Source organism: Lapidilactobacillus salsurivasis (assembly GCF_054785215.1).
Map to the genome: position 1 here is coordinate 140,350 of NZ_BAAABI010000002.1, position 22,590 is coordinate 162,939.

Annotated in this window: 17 protein-coding genes; 15 read left to right on the plus strand and 2 right to left on the minus strand. The window is 52.6% G+C overall.

What is annotated here, in order from left to right:
* Positions 1-302: 302 nt before the first annotated feature.
* The 3 genes from pyrR (ACYVSB_RS02650) (at position 303) to ACYVSB_RS02660 (ending at position 5,292) form a co-directional block, all read left to right on the plus strand.
* Positions 303-815 (plus strand): bifunctional pyr operon transcriptional regulator/uracil phosphoribosyltransferase PyrR, encoded by a 513-nt coding sequence (gene pyrR, locus ACYVSB_RS02650; RefSeq protein WP_461218336.1) that lies wholly within the window; start codon positions 303-305, stop codon positions 813-815.
* Between the two features lie 206 nt (positions 816-1,021).
* Positions 1,022-2,104 (plus strand): carbamoyl phosphate synthase small subunit, encoded by a 1,083-nt coding sequence (locus tag ACYVSB_RS02655; protein WP_125595822.1) that lies wholly within the window; start codon positions 1,022-1,024, stop codon positions 2,102-2,104.
* Positions 2,104-5,292, plus strand: coding sequence for a carbamoyl phosphate synthase large subunit (locus ACYVSB_RS02660; RefSeq protein WP_125595819.1), 3,189 nt, complete (start codon positions 2,104-2,106; stop codon positions 5,290-5,292). Before ACYVSB_RS02655 ends, ACYVSB_RS02660 begins: the two co-directional genes overlap by 1 nt.
* 147 nt (positions 5,293-5,439) lie before the next feature.
* Here ACYVSB_RS02660 and ACYVSB_RS02665 read toward each other — a convergent pair whose 3' ends face one another.
* A complete protein-coding gene (locus tag ACYVSB_RS02665) occupies positions 5,440-7,179 on the minus strand; it encodes an Rqc2 family fibronectin-binding protein (RefSeq protein ID WP_461218337.1) in 1,740 nt (579 codons plus the stop codon).
* 109 nt (positions 7,180-7,288) lie between these two features.
* Between ACYVSB_RS02665 and ACYVSB_RS02670 the strand changes: the two genes are divergently transcribed.
* From ACYVSB_RS02670 to ACYVSB_RS02680, 3 genes are all read left to right on the plus strand, one after another.
* Positions 7,289-7,741, plus strand: a complete 453-nt coding sequence (locus tag ACYVSB_RS02670) for a MarR family winged helix-turn-helix transcriptional regulator (RefSeq protein ID WP_461218338.1) — start codon at positions 7,289-7,291, stop codon at positions 7,739-7,741.
* Between the two features lie 302 nt (positions 7,742-8,043).
* Positions 8,044-8,922: a DegV family protein gene (locus tag ACYVSB_RS02675; protein ID WP_461218339.1), complete on the plus strand. Its 879-nt coding sequence runs from the start codon at positions 8,044-8,046 to the stop codon at positions 8,920-8,922.
* Positions 8,923-9,262: 340 nt separating this feature from the next.
* On the plus strand, positions 9,263-10,954 hold the full coding sequence (locus ACYVSB_RS02680) for an oleate hydratase (RefSeq protein WP_461218340.1): 1,692 nt from the start codon (positions 9,263-9,265) through the stop codon (positions 10,952-10,954).
* Positions 10,955-11,061: 107 nt separating this feature from the next.
* Here the strand turns inward: ACYVSB_RS02680 and ACYVSB_RS02685 are convergent, their stop codons facing one another.
* The gene (locus tag ACYVSB_RS02685; RefSeq protein WP_461218341.1) at positions 11,062-11,268 is read right to left on the minus strand and encodes a hypothetical protein; all 207 of its coding nucleotides are present in this window, start codon (positions 11,266-11,268) and stop codon (positions 11,062-11,064) included.
* 564 nt (positions 11,269-11,832) lie between these two features.
* Between ACYVSB_RS02685 and ACYVSB_RS02690 the strand changes: the two genes are divergently transcribed.
* From ACYVSB_RS02690 to pyrF, 9 genes are all read left to right on the plus strand, one after another.
* Positions 11,833-12,270, plus strand: a complete 438-nt coding sequence (locus tag ACYVSB_RS02690) for a hypothetical protein (RefSeq protein WP_461218342.1) — start codon at positions 11,833-11,835, stop codon at positions 12,268-12,270.
* Positions 12,271-12,497: 227 nt separating this feature from the next.
* Positions 12,498-13,034, plus strand: a complete 537-nt coding sequence (gene pyrR / locus ACYVSB_RS02695) for a bifunctional pyr operon transcriptional regulator/uracil phosphoribosyltransferase PyrR (RefSeq protein ID WP_373875482.1) — start codon at positions 12,498-12,500, stop codon at positions 13,032-13,034.
* Between the two features lie 256 nt (positions 13,035-13,290).
* Positions 13,291-14,253: an aspartate carbamoyltransferase catalytic subunit gene (locus tag ACYVSB_RS02700; RefSeq protein ID WP_461218343.1), complete on the plus strand. Its 963-nt coding sequence runs from the start codon at positions 13,291-13,293 to the stop codon at positions 14,251-14,253.
* Complete coding sequence (locus tag ACYVSB_RS02705; RefSeq protein ID WP_461218344.1) at positions 14,250-15,569, plus strand: dihydroorotase; 1,320 nt, start codon at positions 14,250-14,252, stop codon at positions 15,567-15,569. Before ACYVSB_RS02700 ends, ACYVSB_RS02705 begins: the two co-directional genes overlap by 4 nt.
* Entirely contained in the window at positions 15,566-16,645 is a 1,080-nt protein-coding gene (locus tag ACYVSB_RS02710) for a carbamoyl phosphate synthase small subunit (protein ID WP_461218345.1), read from the plus strand. Before ACYVSB_RS02705 ends, ACYVSB_RS02710 begins: the two co-directional genes overlap by 4 nt.
* A 105-nt stretch (positions 16,646-16,750) precedes the next feature.
* Positions 16,751-19,945, plus strand: coding sequence for a carbamoyl-phosphate synthase large subunit (gene carB, locus ACYVSB_RS02715; protein WP_461218346.1), 3,195 nt, complete (start codon positions 16,751-16,753; stop codon positions 19,943-19,945).
* Positions 19,942-20,727, plus strand: coding sequence for a dihydroorotate dehydrogenase electron transfer subunit (locus tag ACYVSB_RS02720; protein WP_461218347.1), 786 nt, complete (start codon positions 19,942-19,944; stop codon positions 20,725-20,727). Before carB ends, ACYVSB_RS02720 begins: the two co-directional genes overlap by 4 nt.
* Positions 20,724-21,719, plus strand: a complete 996-nt coding sequence (locus ACYVSB_RS02725; RefSeq protein WP_461218348.1) for a dihydroorotate dehydrogenase — start codon at positions 20,724-20,726, stop codon at positions 21,717-21,719. Before ACYVSB_RS02720 ends, ACYVSB_RS02725 begins: the two co-directional genes overlap by 4 nt.
* Complete coding sequence (gene pyrF, locus ACYVSB_RS02730) at positions 21,716-22,519, plus strand: orotidine-5'-phosphate decarboxylase (RefSeq protein WP_461218349.1); 804 nt, start codon at positions 21,716-21,718, stop codon at positions 22,517-22,519. Before ACYVSB_RS02725 ends, pyrF begins: the two co-directional genes overlap by 4 nt.
* Positions 22,520-22,590: the final 71 nt, after the last annotated feature.

Here is a 22,590-nt window from a genome sequence, read left to right on the forward strand (position 1 = left end):
TTAAGCGCAAGAAGCTGGGGTGGCGAACACGTTTCAAAGCAGAGTGTGAGCCATCCCGGGAGCTTCTGAGCATTAACCTAGTCAGGATTTTGGAGGCCGGACTTAGCCTCCGAAAGCCGGGCGTAGTTAAGCGCAAGAAGCTGGGGCGGCGAACACGTTTCAAAGCAGAGTGAGAGCCACCCCGGGGAGCTTCTGAGCATTAGCCTAGCCAGGATTTCGGAAGCGGGTTTCGCTTCCGGAAACCTGGCTAGGCTAAGCGGAAATCGCTGGGGTGGCGAACACATTTCAATAGGAGGAGACCCATGACAAAAGTAGTCTTGGACAAAACGGCGATGCAACGCGCGTTAACGCGGATCACCTATGAAATTATCGAACAGAATCGCGGGCTCAACGACTTGGTGATTGTCGGCGTCAAGACCCGCGGCATTGTGTTGGCCCAGCGAATCGGCGAGCGGATCGCCCAATTGGAAAATACAAAGATTCCTGTTGTTGCCCTGGACGCGACTGAATATCGGGATGATCGGACCGTCAGCCAGCCCACACCACCACAATTAGCGACGCCGATCACCGGTAAAAATGTGGTGTTGGTGGATGATGTGCTCTATACCGGTCGCACGATTCGGGCGGCGTTGGATGCCTTGATGGCAGCGGGGCGGCCCCAAAAGATCGCCTTGGCGGTCTTGATCGACCGTGGTCATCGGGAATTGCCGATTCGCCCTGACTTTGTCGGCAAGAATATTCCCACCGCCCGGACAGAAAAAATAAAAGTCCAAGTGGCGGAGATCGACCAAGTTGATCAGGTCATCCTGGCCTGAGTCAATGTTGCTGGCGTCAATGTTATTTTGATCAATGTTGTTTAGTTCAATGTTGTTTAGTTCAATGTTGTTTAGTTCAATGTTGTTTAGTTCAATGTTGCTTAGAACAATGTTGCTGGCAAGCGTGGCTAGGTTCGGCGCTGCTTGATTCCTAGCCGACGATCAGTCCTCATCCCTTAACAAGACCGGAAATGAAGGCCAAAATAATGAAACGATTTTTGATACTTGAAGATGGTACTGTTTTCCCAGGCGAGTCTTTCGGCGCGTCGATCAACACCACGGGAGAATTGGTGCTCTATACTGGCGCGACGGGTTACCAAGAAGCCATCACCAACAAGAGCTATACCGGCCAGATCATTGGGTTTACTTACCCCCAGCAAGGGGCGGTCGGTATCAATCGCGATGATTATGAATCGATCGAGCCCACCATCAAGGGGGTGGTGATCGGTGAATCTTACGAGCTGACCAGCCATTGGCGCGCGCAAATGACCTTGGATCAGTTTCTGCGCTCCAAGCGGATCCCTGGTCTAAAAAACGTGGATACCCGCCGACTCTATCGACATTTGGCGACTCACGGCAATATGAAGGCGAGCTTGATGGATACCCATGATGACCACGCCCATGATCAGATCAAGGCGTTGGTCGTGGCCAACAATCAAGTCAGTCAGGTCTCGACCAAGCAGGCTTATCCCAGTCCTAATATTGGGCGCAATGTGGTGGTTTTGGATCTCGGTCTGAAGAATACTGTTTTGCGGGAATTATCGAAACGTCAATGTAACGTGACAGTGCTGCCTTTTGACACGCCCAGCGAAACGATCACGACGATCTCGCCCGATGGTATTTTGATCAGTGATGGCCCTGGCAATCCCCAAGCCCTCACGAAAACCATCGCCACTTTGCAGGAGATCCAAGGTCATTATCCCATCTTCGCCATTGGCTTAGGCTTCTCGGTGGTGGCGTTGGCCAATGGACTGGCCGTTGAGGCGCGTCATTTCGCGCGCCATCAGATCAATTTAGTCGTCAAGGAGAAGATCACCCAGAATATTTGTCTGACTGCCCAAAATGGTAACTATGGTCTAACCGCGATCCCTGCGGACTCCAATCTGTTAACGACCCACTTGGCGGTCAATCATCAGGAAGTGCTGGGCTTTCGCCATCGATTCTTGCCGGTTTTCGCGGTCAATTTCGATCCTGAAGCCGCGGCTGGTCCCACCGACGCGCAACATTTGTTCGATGACTTCTTGGATCTAATGAACGCGGATATTGAGCGAAAGCAGAGGGTATTTTGATGGGTAAACGCACAGACATCGATAAAATCTTGGTGATTGGCTCCGGGCCCTATGTGGTCGGGCAATCCAGCGAATTCGATTATTTAGGTACCGAGGCCGTCAATACCTTGGCTGCCGCCGGTTATCAAGTGGTTTTGATCAACTCAAACCCGGCAACCAACATGACCGACCGGCATCCCAATGTTAGCATCTATCTAGAACCGATCACCGAGAAGTTTCTAACCGAGATCATTCGCAAAGAGCTGCCTGACGCGATTCTAGCGACTGTTGGCGGCCAAACGACCGTTAATCTAGTGATGGCGTTGCGGCGGTCGGGCTTGCTGGATCAATTGGGCGTGCAGATTCTAGGCACTGATCTTAGTCGCGAAACACCGGCGACCAACGTTGATCAATTTCAACAAGCGATGCAGGCGTTGGATCTGCCGATTTTAAGCAGCTTGATCGTCACGAACAGCGCCGAATTGACTCACGCCAGCAGTCAGTTAGGCTGGCCGATCATGGTGCGGCCGGTTAATTCCATTGGCGGAACAGGCGGGGGCATCGCTGAAAGTCAACACCAGCTCCAGCAGATTTTCAAACGGGCCGTGGCGTTATCGCCGCGGCATCAAGTCGCGCTGTGCCAAAGTGTGGTCGGTGCCAAAGAAATCGAATTCGAAATTTTACGCGATCGGGCCGATCAGGTGACCGCGGTTTTCAACTGCGAGCAATTAAATCCGGTGGGAATCCATTCTGGCGATTCAATCACGCTGGCACCGATCCAGACCCTGACCGATCGCCAAGTGCAACAACTGCGGCAAACCGCGATCACGATCGGGCGACATCTAAATATTGTCGGCTCCTGCAATATCCAATTCGCCGTCGCCGCAGACAGCGATGCTTTTTGGATCATGAAGGCAACGCCGCGGCTAGGGCGAACCAGCGCCTTCGCGGCCAAAGCGCTGGGCTATCCCCTGGCGAAAATCGCCACCTTATTAACCTTGGGACTGCGGCTGGATCAAATCGAGCACCCTTATGAACAGGGGAGCACCGCCTTGGTTGAACCGGCTTTTGATTATATCGCGTGCAAGTTCCCCGGCTGGCCGTTTGACCGGATCACTGGCGCTGATCGAACCTTAGGCGCGGAAATGAAGGCCACTGGCGAAGTCTTGGTGTTTGAACGGAATGTGGAGGCGGCCCTGTTGAAAGGGGTGCGCTCCTTTAATTTGCACATTGATCATCTATGGAAGCCGAACGTGGCGGCCTTGCCTGATGATGAACTGACCGCGCAGCTGATCCACCCCACGGATGAAGAAATTTTCTGCTTGGCGGAAGCGCTGCGGCGCGGATACAGCGTCAGCGATCTGAGCCACATCTCCAAGGTCGACGCGTTTTTCGTGGCGAAAATCCAGAATATTATTCAATTGGAGCAAGAACTCCGCAACCATAAGGGCGACCAAGCAACCTTGGCCAAGGCGAAAATCTACGGATTCTCTGATTTGAAGATTAGTCAATTATGGGAGATCCCCGTTGCCCAATTGCGCGATTTTCGTAAAGAAGCGGAGATCGAGCCAGGTTTTCAAGAAATCAATAGTTTAGCTACCAGTCCGCTGGTTCATTCGCAACAATACTTCATTACTTACGCCACAGGCAATGAGGTCAGTCCCACCGATCAACGGGAGAAGATTCTCTTGATCGGTTCCGGCCCCACCAAGATCGAACAGGGCAGCGAAGTTGACTATGAAACGGTTCGGGGTCTGTTGGCGTTGCGGCAATTAGGCTATCAAACTGTCTTGTTGAATAATAATCCCGACGCGTATTCCACCAGTGTTGGGGTTGCCGATCGCCTTTATTATGCGCCGATCAACGCGGAATCGGCGCTGAACGTGGCGACCGCGGAACAACCCGACTATATCATCACCCAGCTTGGCGGCAAATCCGCCAGTAAGTTGACCGCCGCATTGGAAGCCCGCGGTCTCAAAATTCTTGGCGCCGACGCGGCGGCTTTAAATCAAGTCCATCAACCAGAACAATTCCGTGAATTATTGCAACGCCTGCAGTTGCAGGGTCCGCAAATCGTGCAATTATTGCAACCAGAGGCTATTCCCGAGCTGTTACAGCGGCATCACTTGCGCTATCCTTTGCTGATCCATCCCAACCCTGACCATTTCTTCTCACCAACGGAAGTCATTCGCAACGCCCCCGATCTCCAACGTTATTTGGGCCATTTCCAACACGATTTGGCGAATTTCCCCTTCACCTTGCGGGAGTTTCTGAGTGGCGACAAATATGAGGTTGACGGGATCTTCGATGGAGAGCACGTGCTGATCACGGGCATTTTAGCGCATCTGGAACATTCCAGTCTGCATTCTGGCGAGGCGATGACCGTGACCCCCGCCCAAAATCTCAGCGTGGCCATGGCGGAACAAATCAAGAATGTTTTCAAAACCGTCGGGCAAGCCTTATCCGCGCGAGGTTTTATGAATATTCGCTTCTTGGTCAATGCGGGCCAGCTCTATGTGTTGGCCATCGACTTGAAGGGTAGCCGCAACTTGGCCTTTATTAATAAAACCACCACGGAGCCAGTGGTGACGCTGGGCGTGCGCGTTTTGCTGGGGGCCAGCCTGGCCGAATTAGGCTATCCTGGCGATGGCAGCCTTAAAATCGCCAATTATCACATTAAGATCCCAGTTTATTCCTTTACGAAGCTCAATAAGCGGGAGAAATTATCCCAGGTCCAAATGAAAACGACCGGTGAGGCCATTGGCAGTGACATCACCTTTGAAAAAGCACTCTACAAAGCCTTGGAAGCAGCGCGGCAACCTTTGCCGGCTTTTGGCCGGATCCTCTTCTCGATTGCTTCCCATGATTTGGCGCAAGGTCTGGCGATCGCGCAACGGTTCAAGCAATTGGGCTACCAGATCGTCGCCACCGCCAAAACCGCGACGGCTTTTCAAACGGCGGGTTTACCCACCGATTTCGTCCATAATATCGGGAAGAAGCAGCCGGACATCGCCGCGGAAATCAGTGGCGGGCGAATTCAAATGGTGATCAATACCACCGAATGGCGCGGACCGGTGAGCATTTCCGGCGCGTTATTGCGGGAAGTCGCGGTGATGCATAGCGTGCCGCTGATCACCACCATGGATGAGGCGGAAGCGATTTTGACTGTCCTCGAATCGCGGGCTTTCGCGATTCAACCTTTGATTTAACCGGCAAAGGCTTGAGCAAGCCCCGGAAAATTCAGCCAACCAAAAAGCAGCCGTTAGTCGGAAGACTAACGGCTGCTTTTTTCCTAGCATGACGAAACTGAGCCACAACTGCCATCGCGACAGGGTGGCTCGCTTGAATTCAGGGGGCTACTTGTTAGCAGCTTGAGTCGGTTTCTTGCGTAACTGGTCAACCAGCGCCAGTTCCGGCGTGACGTAGAGGGTATGTTGCCCAGTGTAAATGACGAAACCGGGTTTAGCGCCATTAGGCTTGTGGATTGCCTTGACCGCCACATAATCAACCGGCACTTGACTGGATTGCCGTGCCTTGGAGAAGTAGGCCGCCAGCATTGCCGCTTCCTTGATGGTTGCCGCGCTAGGATCAGCAGCGGAGATGATCACATGAGAGCCAGGAATGTTCTTGGTATGCAGCCATAAATCGGTCTTTCGCGCGGTTTTCAATGTCAATTGGTCATTTTGAAGGTTATTCTTGCCGACGAGAATTTCCGTGCCATCGCTGGCATAGAAACGTTCGGCCGGATTGACCTTGATTCGTTGTTTCTTCCGCTTCTGATTCGGGCGCAAAACGCCTTGTTGCTCTAATTCAAACTGAATATCCACTAAATCTTTCGGATCACCAACGCCAACCTGGGCCTCAACTCCGAGCAAATAGTCCAACTCGCCTTGCGTCTCTTGTAGCTGTTCAGCTACCACCACCAGGGCGGTCTTCGCTTTCTGATAACGGGTGAAGTATTTCTGCGCGTTCTTCGACGGCGACAGATCCGGCGCCAAGTTGATCACCAGCGGCGTCTCGTTGTCGTAATAATTGGGGAGGGTGACAGATTTGGCGTGGGCGGGCACTTGACTCAAATAAGTCGTCAGGATCTCGCCTTTGATCCGATCAATATCCGCGTTCTCCGCATGATCCAAAGTTGCCTGTAATTTCTTGACCTTTTTCTGATTCCGTTTGATTACCGTGGTCAGGCGCTGCAACATGTTGCTGGCCAATTGATGTTTGCGGTCCGTTTCCGCCTTTTGTCCATAGAACTGATCCAACATGGTACTCAGATCCATGAAGTCGGTTTGCTGAGCAGTCATGGTTTGGTAGGGGATGGCGCTGAATTGCAACTGCCCCTGAAAATCACCGATCGTCGCCTGGCGCTGAGCGAAACTTTGCCAAAAATTAGTCGCGGTTTCCCGCAAACTGGCCAGATCCAGACAACGGCTAGTCCGTTGCGCGATTTCGGCCGCGGTATCCTTACCCAGCCCTTGGAACATGCGTTGCCAGACCTGGTTAGGTTTGGTTTTTAGATCGTGCAACGCCAACAATAATTGTTCCCAGTCTTGCTCTGTCATTGTCTGTTCCGCGAAGGGATCAAAGCCCGTCTGCAATTCTGGTTGCACATACTGCGCTCCAGGCATCAAAAGTCGGAAGCGATTTTGGTCCGGTGAAACATGCTTGATCAAGTCGATGATCCGGTTCGTTTCACTTTCCACCAGGAAAATATTACTGTGGCGGCCCATGATCTCCACAATCAGCAACAGATCCTCCTGATCGCCTAACTCATTACGGGAGCGCAAACGTAGCTGCAAAATGCGATCATTGGCAACTTGCTCGACACCAACAACCGTGGCATTTTCAAGATATTTCCGTAGCGTCATCACGAAATTCGGCGGGGTTTTCGGATTGGCATAAGGGATGCGTGTAATCTGCGCCCGGGCCAAAGTTGGATTGATCGACAGTAACAGAGGGAAATTCTGCCGCTGATTGCGGATCACCACGATAATATCTTGGGGATAGGGTTGCTGCAGCTTAACAACGCGACCACCGATCAGCTTGGTTGCTAGCTCCGCCGTCATCGCATGCAAAAACACACCATCAAATGACATAAAATCATTCCTTTCATTGATAAAAAAGCATTCGCATTATTAGTTGTACTATGCATCGGTTTTGTTGTATAATACAATCATCTTAAAAAATAGAGGAGATTTGATTCTTATGGAGGCTCTCACCGCAGTTCTCGTCGACCTGGCCCAACAGATTCGTCTAGTTGAACAGCAATTAAGTGAGCAACTGGATTTGCCAATTTCGCAAATGCGCTTATTACTCACCCTATCCGAGCAGACCGTCAGTTTGGCCCAATTGAAGACCACGTTAGTTTTGGATAATTCCACCTTAAGCCGTCAATTGGCCGGGTTGACCAGCAAAGGATTAGTGGCCGTCGTCACGCAAGCCGATAAGCGTCAACGATTTTACCAGCTAAGCCCCACCGGACTACAAGTCCAAACTAAAATCGAGCAGCAATTACGCGACCTGCAAGAATTCCTGATGGGTAACTGGGATCAAGAGGAGAAACGGCTATTGACCACGCTACTGAATCGATTGTTGCGCAGTACCGCCAAACTTCATTTGCAGGAATCCCACGAAAGCAGTTCCACTCAAAGGGATTAACCGCGTATCAGGGGCGCGACTGGTATAGTGCGCCAACCAGTTTAACAGCCTGCCGGGTTGAGCCCAGTCCAGTAAGTTTAACAGAAACATCGGTCAACCTAATCAAGCCGGACAACACTGCCGCAAGGGCCAGAGCAAGCAAACCGCCAGCCTCGTGGGCAGACTGTTCTATTTTACCATAGATTCAAGCGAGTTTTACCATGATAGCCTGGTAAACGTCGGCGACTGCAAGCAGCGCTTATGGAGCCGGTCGCGCCGCTGCCATTGGGCGGACGTCATTCTTATTTCTGGGGGTTAATTTATTGAAAATCGCAATCGTGACTGATAGTTCTGCTTATTTATCCGCCGCGGAGTGTCGTCAATACGGCATTACCGTGGTTCCGATCCCGTTGATCATGGATGATCGGGTTTATCGAGAGGGCGTTGATCTGGCGCCCGCCGTTTTCTATGAGAAATTGCGGCAGACCAAGACCTTACCAAGTACATCGCAACCAGCCGTGGGCGATCTCCTGCGCACTTATGAGAACTTGGCTAACGCTGGTTATGATACGGTGATTTCCATCCATTTGGCCAGCACGATTTCCGGCTTCTATCAGACTTTGGCGACACTGGCGCCTCAGGTCAAGCACTTGCAGGTTTTGCCTTATGACTCGGGGATCACGGTGCGGCTTTTGGGTTATTTGGCCATCGAAGCGGCGCGGCTGGCCCAACGCGGTGCCACGCCGGAGCTGATTTTCACGCGGTTGGATCAATTGCGGCAACAAATCAATGAAGTTTTCATCGTCAATGACTTGCAGAACCTGGTGCGCGGCGGACGCTTATCGAACATGTCCGCGGTTTTAGGCAATATGTTGAAGATCAAGCCCTTATTAACGTTTTCCGAGGAGACGAATAAAATCGTGCTCTTCGACAAAGTCCGAGCGTTAAAACGCGCGTATCAACGAGCAGAGGCGATTTTCGCCCGCGATTTAGCGAAAAGTTCGGTACCGCTGCGGCTGTTGATCATTCACGCCAACGATCCCCAGGCCGCCCAAAATTGGCAAACCAGTTTACAGGCCAAATTTCCCGAAGTCGTCACGGAAATCACTTATTTTGGACCGGTGATCGGCACGCATTTAGGTGAGAAAGCGATTGCGCTTGGCTGGATGCCCGACATCTTCGCCCCCGAGGTTCGGCCGTGAGTTAACATCCACCAAAGACCTGCCGGGTGCCCGACCTCAACCCGCGCAGCGCCGCTCAGCAACATCAATAGCAAACATGGTTCACCATAACTTCACGAAAATATCCCGAGAGCGCCACTTTCTCGGGGTATTTTCTTAATATTCAACGATCATAATTTGGTCATTGGTTCAATCAAGCTCCTGACTGGGTCAACAGGTCCATTCAGCATTTTCAGCTGACTGTTTTTAGACACTTTGGCCAATGTGTCAAAAAATGCGACACTTTTCCCGTTTTGTCTAATGGTTTTTTGCCGCCTAGGTCCTATAATGGAGCTGTAAAAGTAAACAAGGAGTGATAGTTATGACCCGTAAAGCTTATATGATCGGTACTGGTATTGGTAACTTAGCAGCAGGTCTTTATTTGATTCGTGATGGTCACTGGCAAGGAAAACAAATCACCATGTATGGTTTGGAGACTCACGGTGCCAACGATGGCGCTAAAGTCAGTGATTACGAGCATGAATATAGTAATCAAGCATTAAGTAACAACAAGGGTTATTTGGCGAAAGGTGGCCGGATGCTCAACGAAGAAACTTACGAGAACCTTTGGGATCTGCTAGGTTCCGTGCCTTCCGAAGACCATCCTGGCTGGAGTGTCACTGACGACATCCTGAACTTTGACCATGATCATCCTACCCATGATATTGGTCGGTTGATGGATAAAACTGAAGGATTGCGGATCAACGGCGGCAAGAACGATTATCGCCACATGCAATTCAATAACCGCGACCGCGAACTTTTGACCAAATTGATGATGTTGCCTGAATCTAAGGAACCAGAATTGAACAACATCAGTATTGAGGAATGGTTCGCTAAGAGCCCACATATGTTCACGACAAACTTCTGGTACATGTGGGAAACCACCTTCGCGTTCAAGCGGCAAAGCGCGGCCATGGAACTGCGGCGTTACATGAACCGGATGATTCTTGAATTCAGCCGGATCAACACGTTGGAAGGGGTCACCCGTTCTCCATACAACCAATATGAAAGTATTATTTTGCCCATGCGCCACTTCCTGGAAAAGCAAGGCGTAACATTCGTTAACAATTGCAAGATTACCGAATTATTGTTCGCTGACACGCCACTCCGCGATGATATCATCGTTGAAGGCTTACGCTACGAACGGGTTGATCAACCTAAGGACGCCAAAGACGCTCGCGGGATCATCAAAGTTGATCCTGACGATTTCGTCTTTGACACGAACGGTTCAATCACGGACAGTAGCTCGATCGGTGACATGGATACCCCAGCGAAAGAGAATATGGAATACGCCGCTTCCGCGCAACTATGGAAACAAGCCGCTAACCATTTCTATCAATTAGGTCAACCCGATAAATTCTTCGGTGATCGGGAACAATCTGAATGGACCAGTTTCACAGTAACGACCAACAATCATTACCTGTTGAATGAAATCTGCCGGATCACCCAGCAACAACCCGGGAACGCGCTGAATACGTTCATTGACAGCAATGAATTATTGTCGATCGTCGTCCACCATCAACCGCACTTCCATGCCCAAAAAGAAAACGAAACCGTCTTCTGGGGTTACAGTTTGTATCCACGCCAAGTCGGCGATTATGTGGACAAACCATTCATGGAAATGACCGGACGGGAAATGCTGGAAGAATTCATTGGTCAACTTGCCGCGATCGATCCAAGCCGCGACAACATCCGCAACCATATGGATGAGATCATGGCCAGCATCGTCAACGTGATCCCGGCGCACATGCCATATGCCAGCGCCTTGTTCAACCAACGGGCTGTTGGCGACCGGCCTGCAGTCGTGCCGAAGGGATCCAAGAACTTGGCTTTCATCAGTCAATTTGTGGAAATGCCATTTGACATGGTCTTCACCGAACAATATTCCTTCCGGGCTGCTCAAGTGGCGGTTTATCACTTCTTAGGCATTCCTGACAGTCAATTAACGAAACTCCATCACTATGAAAAGAACGCCAAGGTAATGGCCCGCGCGACTCGGACAATGTTCCGATAAAACTCACGCGGCTTCATGCGCATATCCAACGCAACTTGCCTAACATCCTTCCTGCGCTAGTCTAATTGCGGTGTTATGCGCAGCTCTGGCACTTCACTTGATCCAGATCATCTAACCTGTTGCGGTTGATGATCTGGATCTTTTTTGTTGCTTGATTGCAGGTGTGGTGGGTTTGCGCGTGAGCGCAACCGGCTGGGACTGCTGGTGCGGACTGGAACGTGGTGGGCATCGTTTGAAGCCAATCCGTAAAGTGCACGGCTTGTCTTCAAATCGAGCCTTGTCCTAAGCGGCAAAGCCGCCAAGGACAATTTCACCACTGAGCCGCGCAGTCCCAGCCGGTTGCTGAACAGAATTGAGCTTATCTGCCATCGAAATTGAGTATTTGACGAAGTGCTTTTGCAAGCTAGAGATCAAACAATTGCACATTTTTAGATTGGTACGGCAAAACCAACGAATTCTAGCGTTCTGTGCTTGATTGCAGGTTTTGTAGGTGTTGGGGTGACGCAACCGCCTCAGGACGTTTGTCGTGGCCGGCAACGTGATCACTGACCCGGCTTCTTCCGCTTAGCTACGCAAAGATTCCGAAGGCAAAGCCCTGCCTCAAAAATCTTTACCAGGCTAATGCTCAGAAGCTGACCAGGTCGGCTCTCACTCTGAATAGAGCCACACGTCCTGAGGCGGTTGCTGGGCAGAATTGAGCCTATCTGCCATTGAAGCAAAGGATTTGACGAAGTGCTTTTGCAAGATTGAGGTCAGACAATTGCCCATTTTTGGTGGTACAGCAATGCCAACAGATTCGGATTAGGTGGTCGTGACATTTGGCGTAGGATGAACATCTCTACTTGTTTACTTAACAATCATTGGGTGGAAATCGGCCGATGCAGTTGATTCATCAAAAACTTGCCCCGGTTCATCCAGCGGACTGCGCTGGTGTCACCAATTTAAAGATCATAACCACTAACCACGGTCGTCAGTTGCGTGGCTCCTCATCAATTGACGATAGCATACCAATTGGCGTGAGTGCTCAAACAGCTGTTATAACGTTGAGCGGCTGGAGCGGAGCGTGGCGTTGGTGGGCTGTTTACTCGTTGGCGGAAGGTCGGGCTGGGGGTGAGTCAGCCGCGATATTATTCTTGGCGGCTTTGCCGCCTAGAATAAGGCCGAGTTTTGAGATTTTCGGTGGGTTTCCGAAAAGCTCAAAATCGTGCCCGCAGCGTTCCACCACCCCCAGCCTGACCTGGAGCCCTACCACACTTGTTCACCACCAACGCCACGCGCAGCGCAAGCTGCGGCCAACCTACTTTTCGACCAAATGATCTCAAATAAAGTCACCTGCTTAGGGCGCTACGCAAAAAAACCTCTTGACAGCAGCGGATTTGTTCGCTATGCTAGTTGCAATCAGTCAGTCCTTTAAAATAGTCCCGTGAGGCTAGCAAGGAATCAGTGCCCAAGTCTGCCTAGACTTGGCAATCACCGTGTCAAAACGGTTCCTTCCTCTGCCCACGGGACAGGGGATTTTTTTATGGAAAGGGAGCCGATCCAGATGGAAAAAGAAGTTGTTGACGGGGTAACCATGAAACGAGCGCTGACCCGAATCACTTATGAGATCATCGAACAAAACGCCCAACTCGATGATCTGGTCTTAGTCGGGATCAAAACGCGGGGGATCTATCTGGCGCAGCGGATCGCCCAACGCCTGACTCAGTTGGAAGGGCGGCAGGTGCCGGTGGGGGAGCTTGATATCACGCTTTATCGTGATGATCATCATCAACCCGGTCCGAACGATCCCGAAGTTCATGGGGTCTCATTGCCTGTCTCGATCGAAAACCGACATGTCGTCTTGATCGACGACGTTCTGTTCACCGGACGGACGGCCCGCGCGGCCTTGGACGCCTTGCTTAGTCAAGGACGGCCGCAACGAATCTCATTGGCGGTGCTGGTCGATCGGGGCCATCGTGAATTGCCGATCCGCGCTGATTTTGTCGGGAAAAATATCCCCACATCGTTAGACGAACAAATCAAAGTTGCGGTCATGGAACACGATGGTCGCGACGGCATCTACATTCAAAAAAATTCATAAATTACCAACCGTAACGATTTAATTGTCCCCAGAGAGAGGCAGAATGGTTTCGCGTCGGGCTCTTACCGAACGGTCATTCTGCTGGGAAACTAGTGGGGTGACGGTTTTTTTGTAGGCGACCGGCGCTGAATTTGCGCGGGAAACCCCAGTCCGCTTGTCAGACGAGTCGCCCCAACACGGTCGTCCAGCAAAAGCAATCAACTAGATGTTCAAGACGCTTAAATAACAGCTAACAATCCATCATGAGGTGACCAGTATGATTTTTCTGTCTAAGCTAAATCAGCAAAAAGCCATTGTTTCAATGGCCGATTTCTCAGCAACCGCGGTAACACAATTACTCGATCGGGCCAGTGCTTTCAAAGCTGGCGCCCAGGCTCAAGTTCAAGACCAAACCTTCGCGGCCAATTTATTTTTCGAAAATAGCACCCGGACCCACACCAGCTTCAGCATCGCCGAACAGCGCTTGGGGCTCAAGACCATCGAATTTTCACCGCAAAGTAGCTCGGTCCAAAAAGGGGAGACCTTGTATGACACTTGCCTGACCATGGCGGCGTTAGGCGTACAACTGCTGGTGATCCGCCATCCTGAGAATGCTTATTATCAACCATTGCTAGGGCAAGCGCATCTACCAGTGGCCTTGATCAACGCCGGTGATGGAAGCGGCGAACATCCCTCCCAAAGTTTGCTGGACTTGTTGACGATTCGCGAAGAGTTTGGCCATTTCGCTGGTTTAAAGGTGGCGATCGTCGGCGATTTGGCCCATTCACGTGTCGCCCGTTCCAATATGGAAATTTTACAAGCGCTGGGAGCCGAGCTTTATTTCTCGGGGCCAGCGCAATGGTATCAGCCACAATTCGATCGTTATGGGGAATATCGGCCACTGGATGAGTTGGTGGGCGCCGTCGATGTGCTCATGTTGCTGCGCGTCCAACATGAGCGCTTGGGTGCCACGGAAAACCAGACCTTCAGCGCGGCCGCCTATCATCAAGCCTATGGGCTGACGGTGGCGCGGGCGCAACGGTTACAGCCCCAAGCGATCATTATGCATCCTGGGCCGATCAATCGCGATGTGGAACTGGCCAGCAGCCTGGTGGAAAGTCCCCATTCTCGCTACTATGAACAAATGCAAAATGGCGTTTACGTGCGCATGGCCATGATCGAAGCGGTTTTGCAAGCCAATGGCGTTAAATTTCAATCAAACCGGAGGGTAACACAATGACGAACAGCTCTGAATCAACCACGATCCTGATCAAAAACGCCCAGATCAATTCCGGTGGCAACCAGTTGCAACCACAAGAATTGCTGATCCAAGCGGGCAAAATCACCGCCATGGCCACCGAGATCCCGATCCCCGCTAACTTTAGCGGGCGGATTTTTGAGGCGGAACGCCATTTGGTCAGTCCCGGCTTAGTTGACTTGCACGTGCATCTGCGCGATCCTGGGCAAACCTATAAAGAAACGATCACCACAGGCAGCCAGGCCGCGGCTCGGGGCGGCTTCACCTATATTGGCGCCATGCCGAATCTAACCCCAGCGCCGGACACGCCGGCACAACTGGCCGTGATGAATCAACGTAATCAGACCGAGGCCGTGGTGCGCATCGGGCAATACGCCACTTTGACCACTGACCGCCGGGGGGATCAGTTGGTGGATTTTGCTGGGCTCGCCGCTACTGGTGTGCTGGCTTTCTCCAATGACGGCTCCGGGATCCAAACCGCTGACACCATGTATCGCGCGATGTTGGCCGCCAAAGCAGTGAATAAGCCGGTGGCCGCTCACGTGGAAGATGACAGCCTGCGTCATGGTGGAGTCCTCAACGCCGGTGCCAAGGCTCAGGAATTAGGATTACCAGGTTTACTAGAAGTCGTCCAAACGGCCCAATTGGCGCGGGATTTAGTTTTGGCCCAAGCAACTGGGGTCCATTACCATGTCTGCCATGTGGCCACCGCCGCGGAACTGACCTTGATCCGCCAGGCCAAAGCCGCGGGCGTCCAGGTCACTTGTGAGGTCAGTCCCCATCATTTACTACTGGCTGACCAAGATATTCCCGGCGATGACGCCAATTACAAAATGAACCCGCCGCTGCGCACCGAATCCGACCGCCAAGCCATGATCGCGGGGCTTTTAGATGGCACGATCGATTGCATCGCCACCGACCACGCGCCCCACAGCCAAGCCGAGAAAGATCAAGGATTTCGGCAGGCGCCTTTCGGGATCGTCGGCAGTGAAACGGCTTTCGCGTTACTGTATACGAAATTCGTTCAAACCGGGGTCTTTACCTTGGCCCAATTGTTGAACTGGCTTAGCCAACGACCCGCGACGCTGTTCCAGCTCGATCAAGTTGGCCGTTTGGTTGTTGGCGGTCCCGCTGATCTGGCGCTCTTCGACCTGGATCACGTTGCGCCGATCATGGCTTCGACCTTTGCCTCCAAAGGTAAAAATTCACCTTTCATTGGCTGGCCCGTTGCTGGCCACACAGTCGCGACCATGGTGGCCGGGAAATTTGTTTATCAACGTCAGGAGGTCCAAAGATGACCGCACGTTATTTGGTTTTAGAAACAGGGCAAGTCTTCACCGGCGTGGCTTTCGGGGCAGCCCAGGCCGCGGTCACCGGTGAGTTGGTCTTCACCACTGGGATGACCGGTTATCAAGAATCGTTGACTGATCCGTCTTTTTGCGGGCAATTGATCATGTTTACTTATCCGCTGATCGGAAATTGTGGGATCAACCGCGACGATTCTGAAGCGATCGATCCCACTTGTGCCGGCGTGGTGGTTCGGGAGGTGGCGCGCTTGGCCAGCAATTGGCGCCAACGCCAGACCTTGGCTGATTTTCTCCGGCAGAAGGAAATTCCGGGGATCAGTGAGGTGGATACACGCGAATTGACCAAACTGATTCGCCAAGCGGGCACACTCAAGGCGCGGTTAGTTGATGAATTACCTACACGGGCGCAGATCGCAGCGGTGAGCGCGACTCCCTTGGCTGATGACCAAGTCGCCCAAGTGGCCACGACCAAGGCTTATCCAAGTCCTGGTAAGGGTTATAATATCGCCGTGATCGATTTCGGTTTGAAGCACAGTATTTTACGCCAATTGGCCGCCCGGGATTGCGATGTGATCGTCTTACCGGCGACGACCACCGCCGCCGAGCTGTTAGCGCTGGCTCCTGATGGCGTGCTGCTCAGTAATGGCCCTGGGGATCCTCAAGATGTTCCCGCCGCCTTGCCGATGATTCGTGGAATCCAAGGCAAAATCCCTTTGATGGGCATCTGCCTGGGCCACCAACTGTTTGCGCTGGCCAATGGCGCCACTACTTTCAAAATGAAATTTGGACATCGTGGTGGTAATCATCCCGTCCGCGAAATCGCCACCGGTCGGATCGACTTCACCTCACAAAATCACGGCTTTGCGGTCGATCCCACTTCCCTGGTTGGTACCGATCTCCTGGTGACCCACGAAGAATTAAATGATCGAACGATTGAAGGACTCCGCCATCGCCGCTATCCGGCGTTCTCCGTTCAGTTCCATCCGGACGCCACTCCCGGTCCCCACGACGCCACCCATCTCTTCGATGAATTCATCGAAATGATCACGGCGACGAAACGCGCCTGAAGCGGGCGGTAACGGAGCGGGCAGGGCGATAACCAAGGTTGCCGGCCCGTCCCCGCTAAAGCTTAGTCCCAGTCAATCTCACCAGCAGAAAAAGGAGTGGCCTTCATGCCTCAACGTACAGATATCCAGAAAATCATGGTCCTCGGTTCCGGACCCATCATTATTGGTCAGGCCGCTGAATTCGACTATTCCGGCACCCAAGCCTGCTTGGCTTTGCGCGAAGCAGGCTACCAGGTCATCTTGGTCAACTCGAATCCAGCGACGATCATGACCGACCCTGAGATCGCCGACCAAGTTTACTTAGAGCCCTTGACCTGTCCCTTCGTCAGTCGGATTTTACGCAAGGAGCTGCCTGACGCGATCTTGCCCACATTAGGTGGCCAACAGGGGTTGAATCTCGCCCTGGAATTAGCGGAGAGTGGGATTTTAGACGAATTGCAGATCGAATTATTGGGCACCAAACTGACCGCGATCAATCAGGCCGAAGATCGGGAATTGTTCAAGCAATTGATGACCGACTTGCAACAACCGATTCCCGCCTCAACAACGGTCCAAACGGTGGCGGCCGCTTTGGAATTCGCCCAACAAAATGGCTATCCCGTCATCGTCCGGCCTGCTTTTACCATGGGGGGCACCGGTGGGGGACTTTGCGCCAATCAAACCGAACTGACGGAGATTTGCGCCAACGCTTTGAGCCTATCGCCGATCACCCAAGCCTTGATCGAGCAAAGCATCGCCGGTTTCAAGGAAATCGAATATGAGGTCATGCGCGACGCCGCTGACAACGCTCTGGTGATCTGTAACATGGAAAATGTTGATCCAGTGGGCATTCACACCGGGGATTCGATCGTGACCGCGCCGGTGCAAACCTTGACCGATCGGGAGAACCAAATGTTGCGCGACGCGTCTTTGCAGATCATTCGCGCCTTGAAGATCGAAGGTGGCTGTAACGTTCAGTTGGCGCTCGATCCACAGAGTTTTCAATATTATGTGATCGAGGTCAACCCCCGCGTCTCGCGTTCCTCGGCGCTGGCGTCCAAGGCCACCGGTTATCCCATCGCCAAAATCGCCGCCAAAATCGCGGTAGGCCTGACCCTAGACGAGATCGTCAATCCGGTGACCGGAACGACTTTAGCGGAATTTGAACCGACCTTGGATTATGTGGTGACGAAAATCCCCCGGTGGCCATTTGACAAATTCGCCCAAGGTGAACGCCGTTTAGGCACCCAAATGAAAGCGACTGGCGAAGTCATGGCGATCGGGCGTAACTTCGAGGAATCCTTGTTGAAGGCCGTGCGTTCGCTGGAAATCGGCGCCCAACATTTGGAATTGCCCGAGTTGGCGCAGGTCAGTGACCAACAATTAAGCGATCAATTGATTCATCCCCAAGATGACCGTTTGTTCTATCTGGCCTTGGCTTTACGTCGCGGTTATGATCTAACAGAATTGCAGGAGTTGACCAAGATCGATCTTTTCTTCTTGGATAAGATCCAGCACATCATTGAGTTGGAACAAGCGTTGGCGACCCATCCTCAAGATCAAACGGTTTTACGGCAAGCCAAACGCAATGGTTTCAGCGATGCGGCGATTGCGGCAATTTGGCAAACAACGGCGCTGGCGATCCGCCAGCAGCGGCAAGCCCTAGGCCTAACCCCAGTTTACAAAATGGTCGATACGTGCGCGGCGGAATTCAGCTCGCAAACACCTTATTTTTACAGCAGTTATGAACATGAGAATGAAAGCCAGCCCAGTGGCAAACCGACCGTCTTGGTTTTAGGCGCCGGCCCGATCCGCATTGGCCAAGGCATTGAATTTGATTACGCTACCGTTCATTGCGTTCAGGCGATCCAGGCCGCTGGTTACGAGGCGATCATTATCAATAATAATCCGGAAACGATCTCCACGGATTTCTCGATTTCAGATAAGCTGTATTTCGAACCTTTGACCTTGGAGGATGTGCTGAATGTCATCGACCTAGAGCAGCCTTTAGGCGTGATCGTTCAATTCGGTGGTCAGACCGCGATCAATCTGGCGGCGCCTTTAGCAGCGGCTGGGGTGAAAATTCTCGGAACCGAGCTGGCCGATTTGAACCGGGCGGAAGATCGGGATGAGTTCGAGCAGGTGATCCAAGAACTGGGGATCCCCCAACCACTAGGCGCTACCGCGACCACCGCGCCAGCTGCGTTAGCCGTTGCTGAACGGGTGGGCTATCCCGTGTTGATCCGGCCAAGTTACGTCCTCGGCGGGCGGGCGATGAAAATCATCGCCAATCCCAATGAACTTGAGCGCTACATTCATGACGCTGTCCAAGTTTCCCACGAACATCCGGTTTTGATCGACCATTATTTGGTGGGTACGGAATGCGAAGTTGACGTGATCTCCGATGGCCAGCAAGTTTTACTCCCAGGGATCATGGAACATATCGAGCGGGCCGGGGTTCATTCCGGTGACTCGATGGCCGTATATCCCGCGCCTTCCTTCAGCCCCGCCATCAAGGCCAAAATCGTGGCCGCCGCACGACAATTAGCGCTGGCGTTGAACTGTGTCGGTTTGATGAATATTCAGTTTATCGTCCGCGATCAGCAAGTCTATGTGATCGAGGTCAATCCCCGGGCCAGCCGCACCGTGCCTTTCCTCAGTAAAGTTACCGGGATTCCCATGGCCCGCGTCGCCACTAGGGTGATTCTAGGGGCCAGCTTAGCGGAACTCGGTTATCAAGATGGTCTGTATCCTGAAGGTCCCTTGGTCCACGTCAAGGCGCCGGTCTTCTCCTTCAGTAAACTGCACAACGTCGATAGTCTGTTAGGCCCAGAAATGAAGTCAACCGGCGAGGTCATGGGCACCGATACCACCTTAGAAAAGGCGCTCTTCAAGGCCTTCACCGCCGCCAAATTGGTCTTACCTGAGTATGGCACGATCTTGTTCACCGTGGCCGACGAAGATAAAGCGGAAGCGACGCAATTGGCCCGCCGTTTTCGTGAGTTGGGCTATCAGATCATGGCGACCACTGGTACCGCCGCCTATTTCCAGAAGGCAGGGATCAACGGACAAACAGTGGCCAAGTTACCTGTCACCACGGCGCCCAATATCCTTGACCAATTGCGGGCAGGCATGATCCAAGTGGTCATCAATACCTTGAATCGCGATCAAGATGCCGCTTCTGATGGTTTTCAGATCCGCCAAACGGCCACCGAACACAATGTGCCGCTATTTACCTCGCTTGATACCGCCGCGGCGATTTTACGCGTCTTAGAATCACGAACCTTTACCACCAATCCGTTAGGAGGAACAGTGCGATGATCCAAGAACAAATGACGATCGTCCGCCAGCAACGATTGACCGATGATGTCTATGAATTAGTTTTGGCTGGGGCGATGCCACGCTTGCCTTGGACCCCGGGGCAATTTGTTGAAGTGCAAGTCCCTGATCCCCGGCTACTCTTGCGCCGCCCATTTGGGGTGGCTGCCCTAGACCCCGCCCAAGGTCAGCTGACCTTGCTCTACAAAACAATCGGCGCCGGCACCGTCGCGCTGAGTCAGGCCCAACCTGGTGACAAATTGGCGGTCTTGGGTCCTTTAGGTCACGGCTTCCCTAGTGACTTTCTCCAAGCAGGGGAGCAAGCGCTCTTGATCGGTGGGGGGACAGGGATCCCGCCACTTTACGCGTTAGGCCGGCAACTCCACCAACAAGGGATCCAGCTGACCAGCGCCTTGGGCTTTTCGACCAAGTCACAATTCTTTTATCAAGCCGAATTTTCGGCCTTAGGTGAGCTGGCCTGCGCCACCAATGATGGTAGTCTTGGTTTTCGCGGTCATTTAGGGTTACTGTTGGATGCGCAATTTGCGGACGCCCAAACACGTTTCGCGGCGATTTACGCCTGTGGACCCACCGGCCTGCTGATGGCGGTCAACAACCGTTATCGCGACCATCCCCACGCCTACATTTCTTTAGAAAGTCGAATGGCTTGTGGCGTCGGCGAATGTTACGCCTGTGTGGTGCCCGCAGCCTCAGAGGCAGCCACGGCCGTTTATAAAGTCTGCGATGAGGGTCCTGTTTTTGCCACCGGGGAGGTCAAACTATGACAACAAGCAATCATGATTATCGTGATCATCAGGCAACCAGCGAGCAACAGGCCCACCACCTAGCGCCGGCTAACCGTTTGGCTGTCCATTTGCCTGGCCTCGAGCTGAAAAATCCGATCATGCCCGCTAGTGGCTGCTTCGGCTTTGGTCAACATTACGCGGAACTGTATGATTTGAACCAGTTGGGCGCGATCATGATCAAGGCGGCGACCAATGAACCGCGGTTAGGCAATCCGACCCCGCGCGTTGCTGAAACAACTAGCGGCATGCTGAACGCGATTGGGCTGCAGAATCCGGGCCTTGAGGTGATCATGGCTGAGAAGCTGCCTTGGTTGGCGACAAATTTCCCAGATCTACCGATCATCGCCAATGTCGCCGGCACAACTGAAGCCGATTATGTGGCGGTTTGTCAACGAATCAGTCAAGCGCCTAATGTGAAAGCCATCGAATTAAATATTTCCTGTCCCAATGTGGCCCACGGTGGCCTAGAATTTGGCACCGATCCAAAAATGGCCGCCGCCTTGACCGCCGCTTGTAAAGCCGTCAGTCAAGTCCCGCTCTACGTCAAACTTTCACCTAATGTCACCGATATTCGTCCAATCGCGTTGGCAGTCGCCGCGGCAGGGGCAGATGGTTTGACCATGATCAACACCTTGGTGGGCATGCGGCTAGATCTGCGCACCCGTCAACCGATTCTGGCTAATGGCACCGGCGGCTTATCCGGGCCCGCGATCAAGCCCGTGGCTGTGCGCTTGATCCATCAAGTCCACCAAGTCACCGATTTGCCAATCATTGGCATGGGCGGAGTGATGACTGCTAGTGACGCCTTAGAATTGATCATGGCTGGCGCTAGCGCCGTGGCGGTGGGGACCGCCAACTTCGCTGATCCTCAAGCCTGTCCCCGCATCATTAATGAATTGCCTCAAGTGCTCGACCAATATCAGATCAGTAGTATTCACCAACTGATCCAAGAAACGGCGGTAGTCAAATGAAACCAACCATTGCTCCAAGTGATCCAAGGCGACCGATCATTGCCCTTGATTTTCCCAGCAAGGCAGCGACCTTGCGCTTTCTTCAAAAATTTCCCCAAGATGAACACCTTTTCGTCAAAGTCGGGATGGAATTGTATTACAGCGCTGGTCCGGTGATCGTCGAACAGTTGATCGAACAAGGCCACGATGTCTTCCTTGATCTCAAATTACATGATATTCCCCACACCGTGGAACGGGCGATGCGGGTGATCGCTGGCTTAGGGGTCCGCTATACCGACGTTCACGCGGCTGGGGGCAGCGACATGATGCTGGCGGCGCGGACGGGGCTGGAAGACGGCACCGCCGCCGGCCAGCCGGTACCAAAATTATTGGCGATCACCCAATTGACTTCCACCAGCGAGCAACAAATGCAGTCCGAGCAATTGGTCAATGCCACACTGACTACCAGCGTCAGTCATTATGCCCGCTTAGCGCAAAAAGCCTGGTTAGCCGGTGTCGTTTGTTCCGCGCAAGAAGCCAGCATGTTGGCCCAGATCACCGGTCCTGATTTTATCCGGGTCACACCGGGCATCCGCTTGGCTACGCACCAGGCTGGCAGCGATGACCAGAAACGAATCATGACCCCGGACGCGGCCGCTGCGCAGGGGAGCAGTCAATTGGTCGTCGGCCGCCCGATCACCGCCGCCGCTGATCCCGTTAGCGTCTATCACCAAATCAAACAACTTTGGGAGGAAGCCAATCATGGTCTCAATCAATCAAGCCAATCAAGCGAAAAATCAAGCGAGCAATCAAATGAGTAACAAGCAAGCTACAACCACTGCAAGCACCGATCAGACCAATACCAATCAGACCAAAAATGTCACGGCTGCTT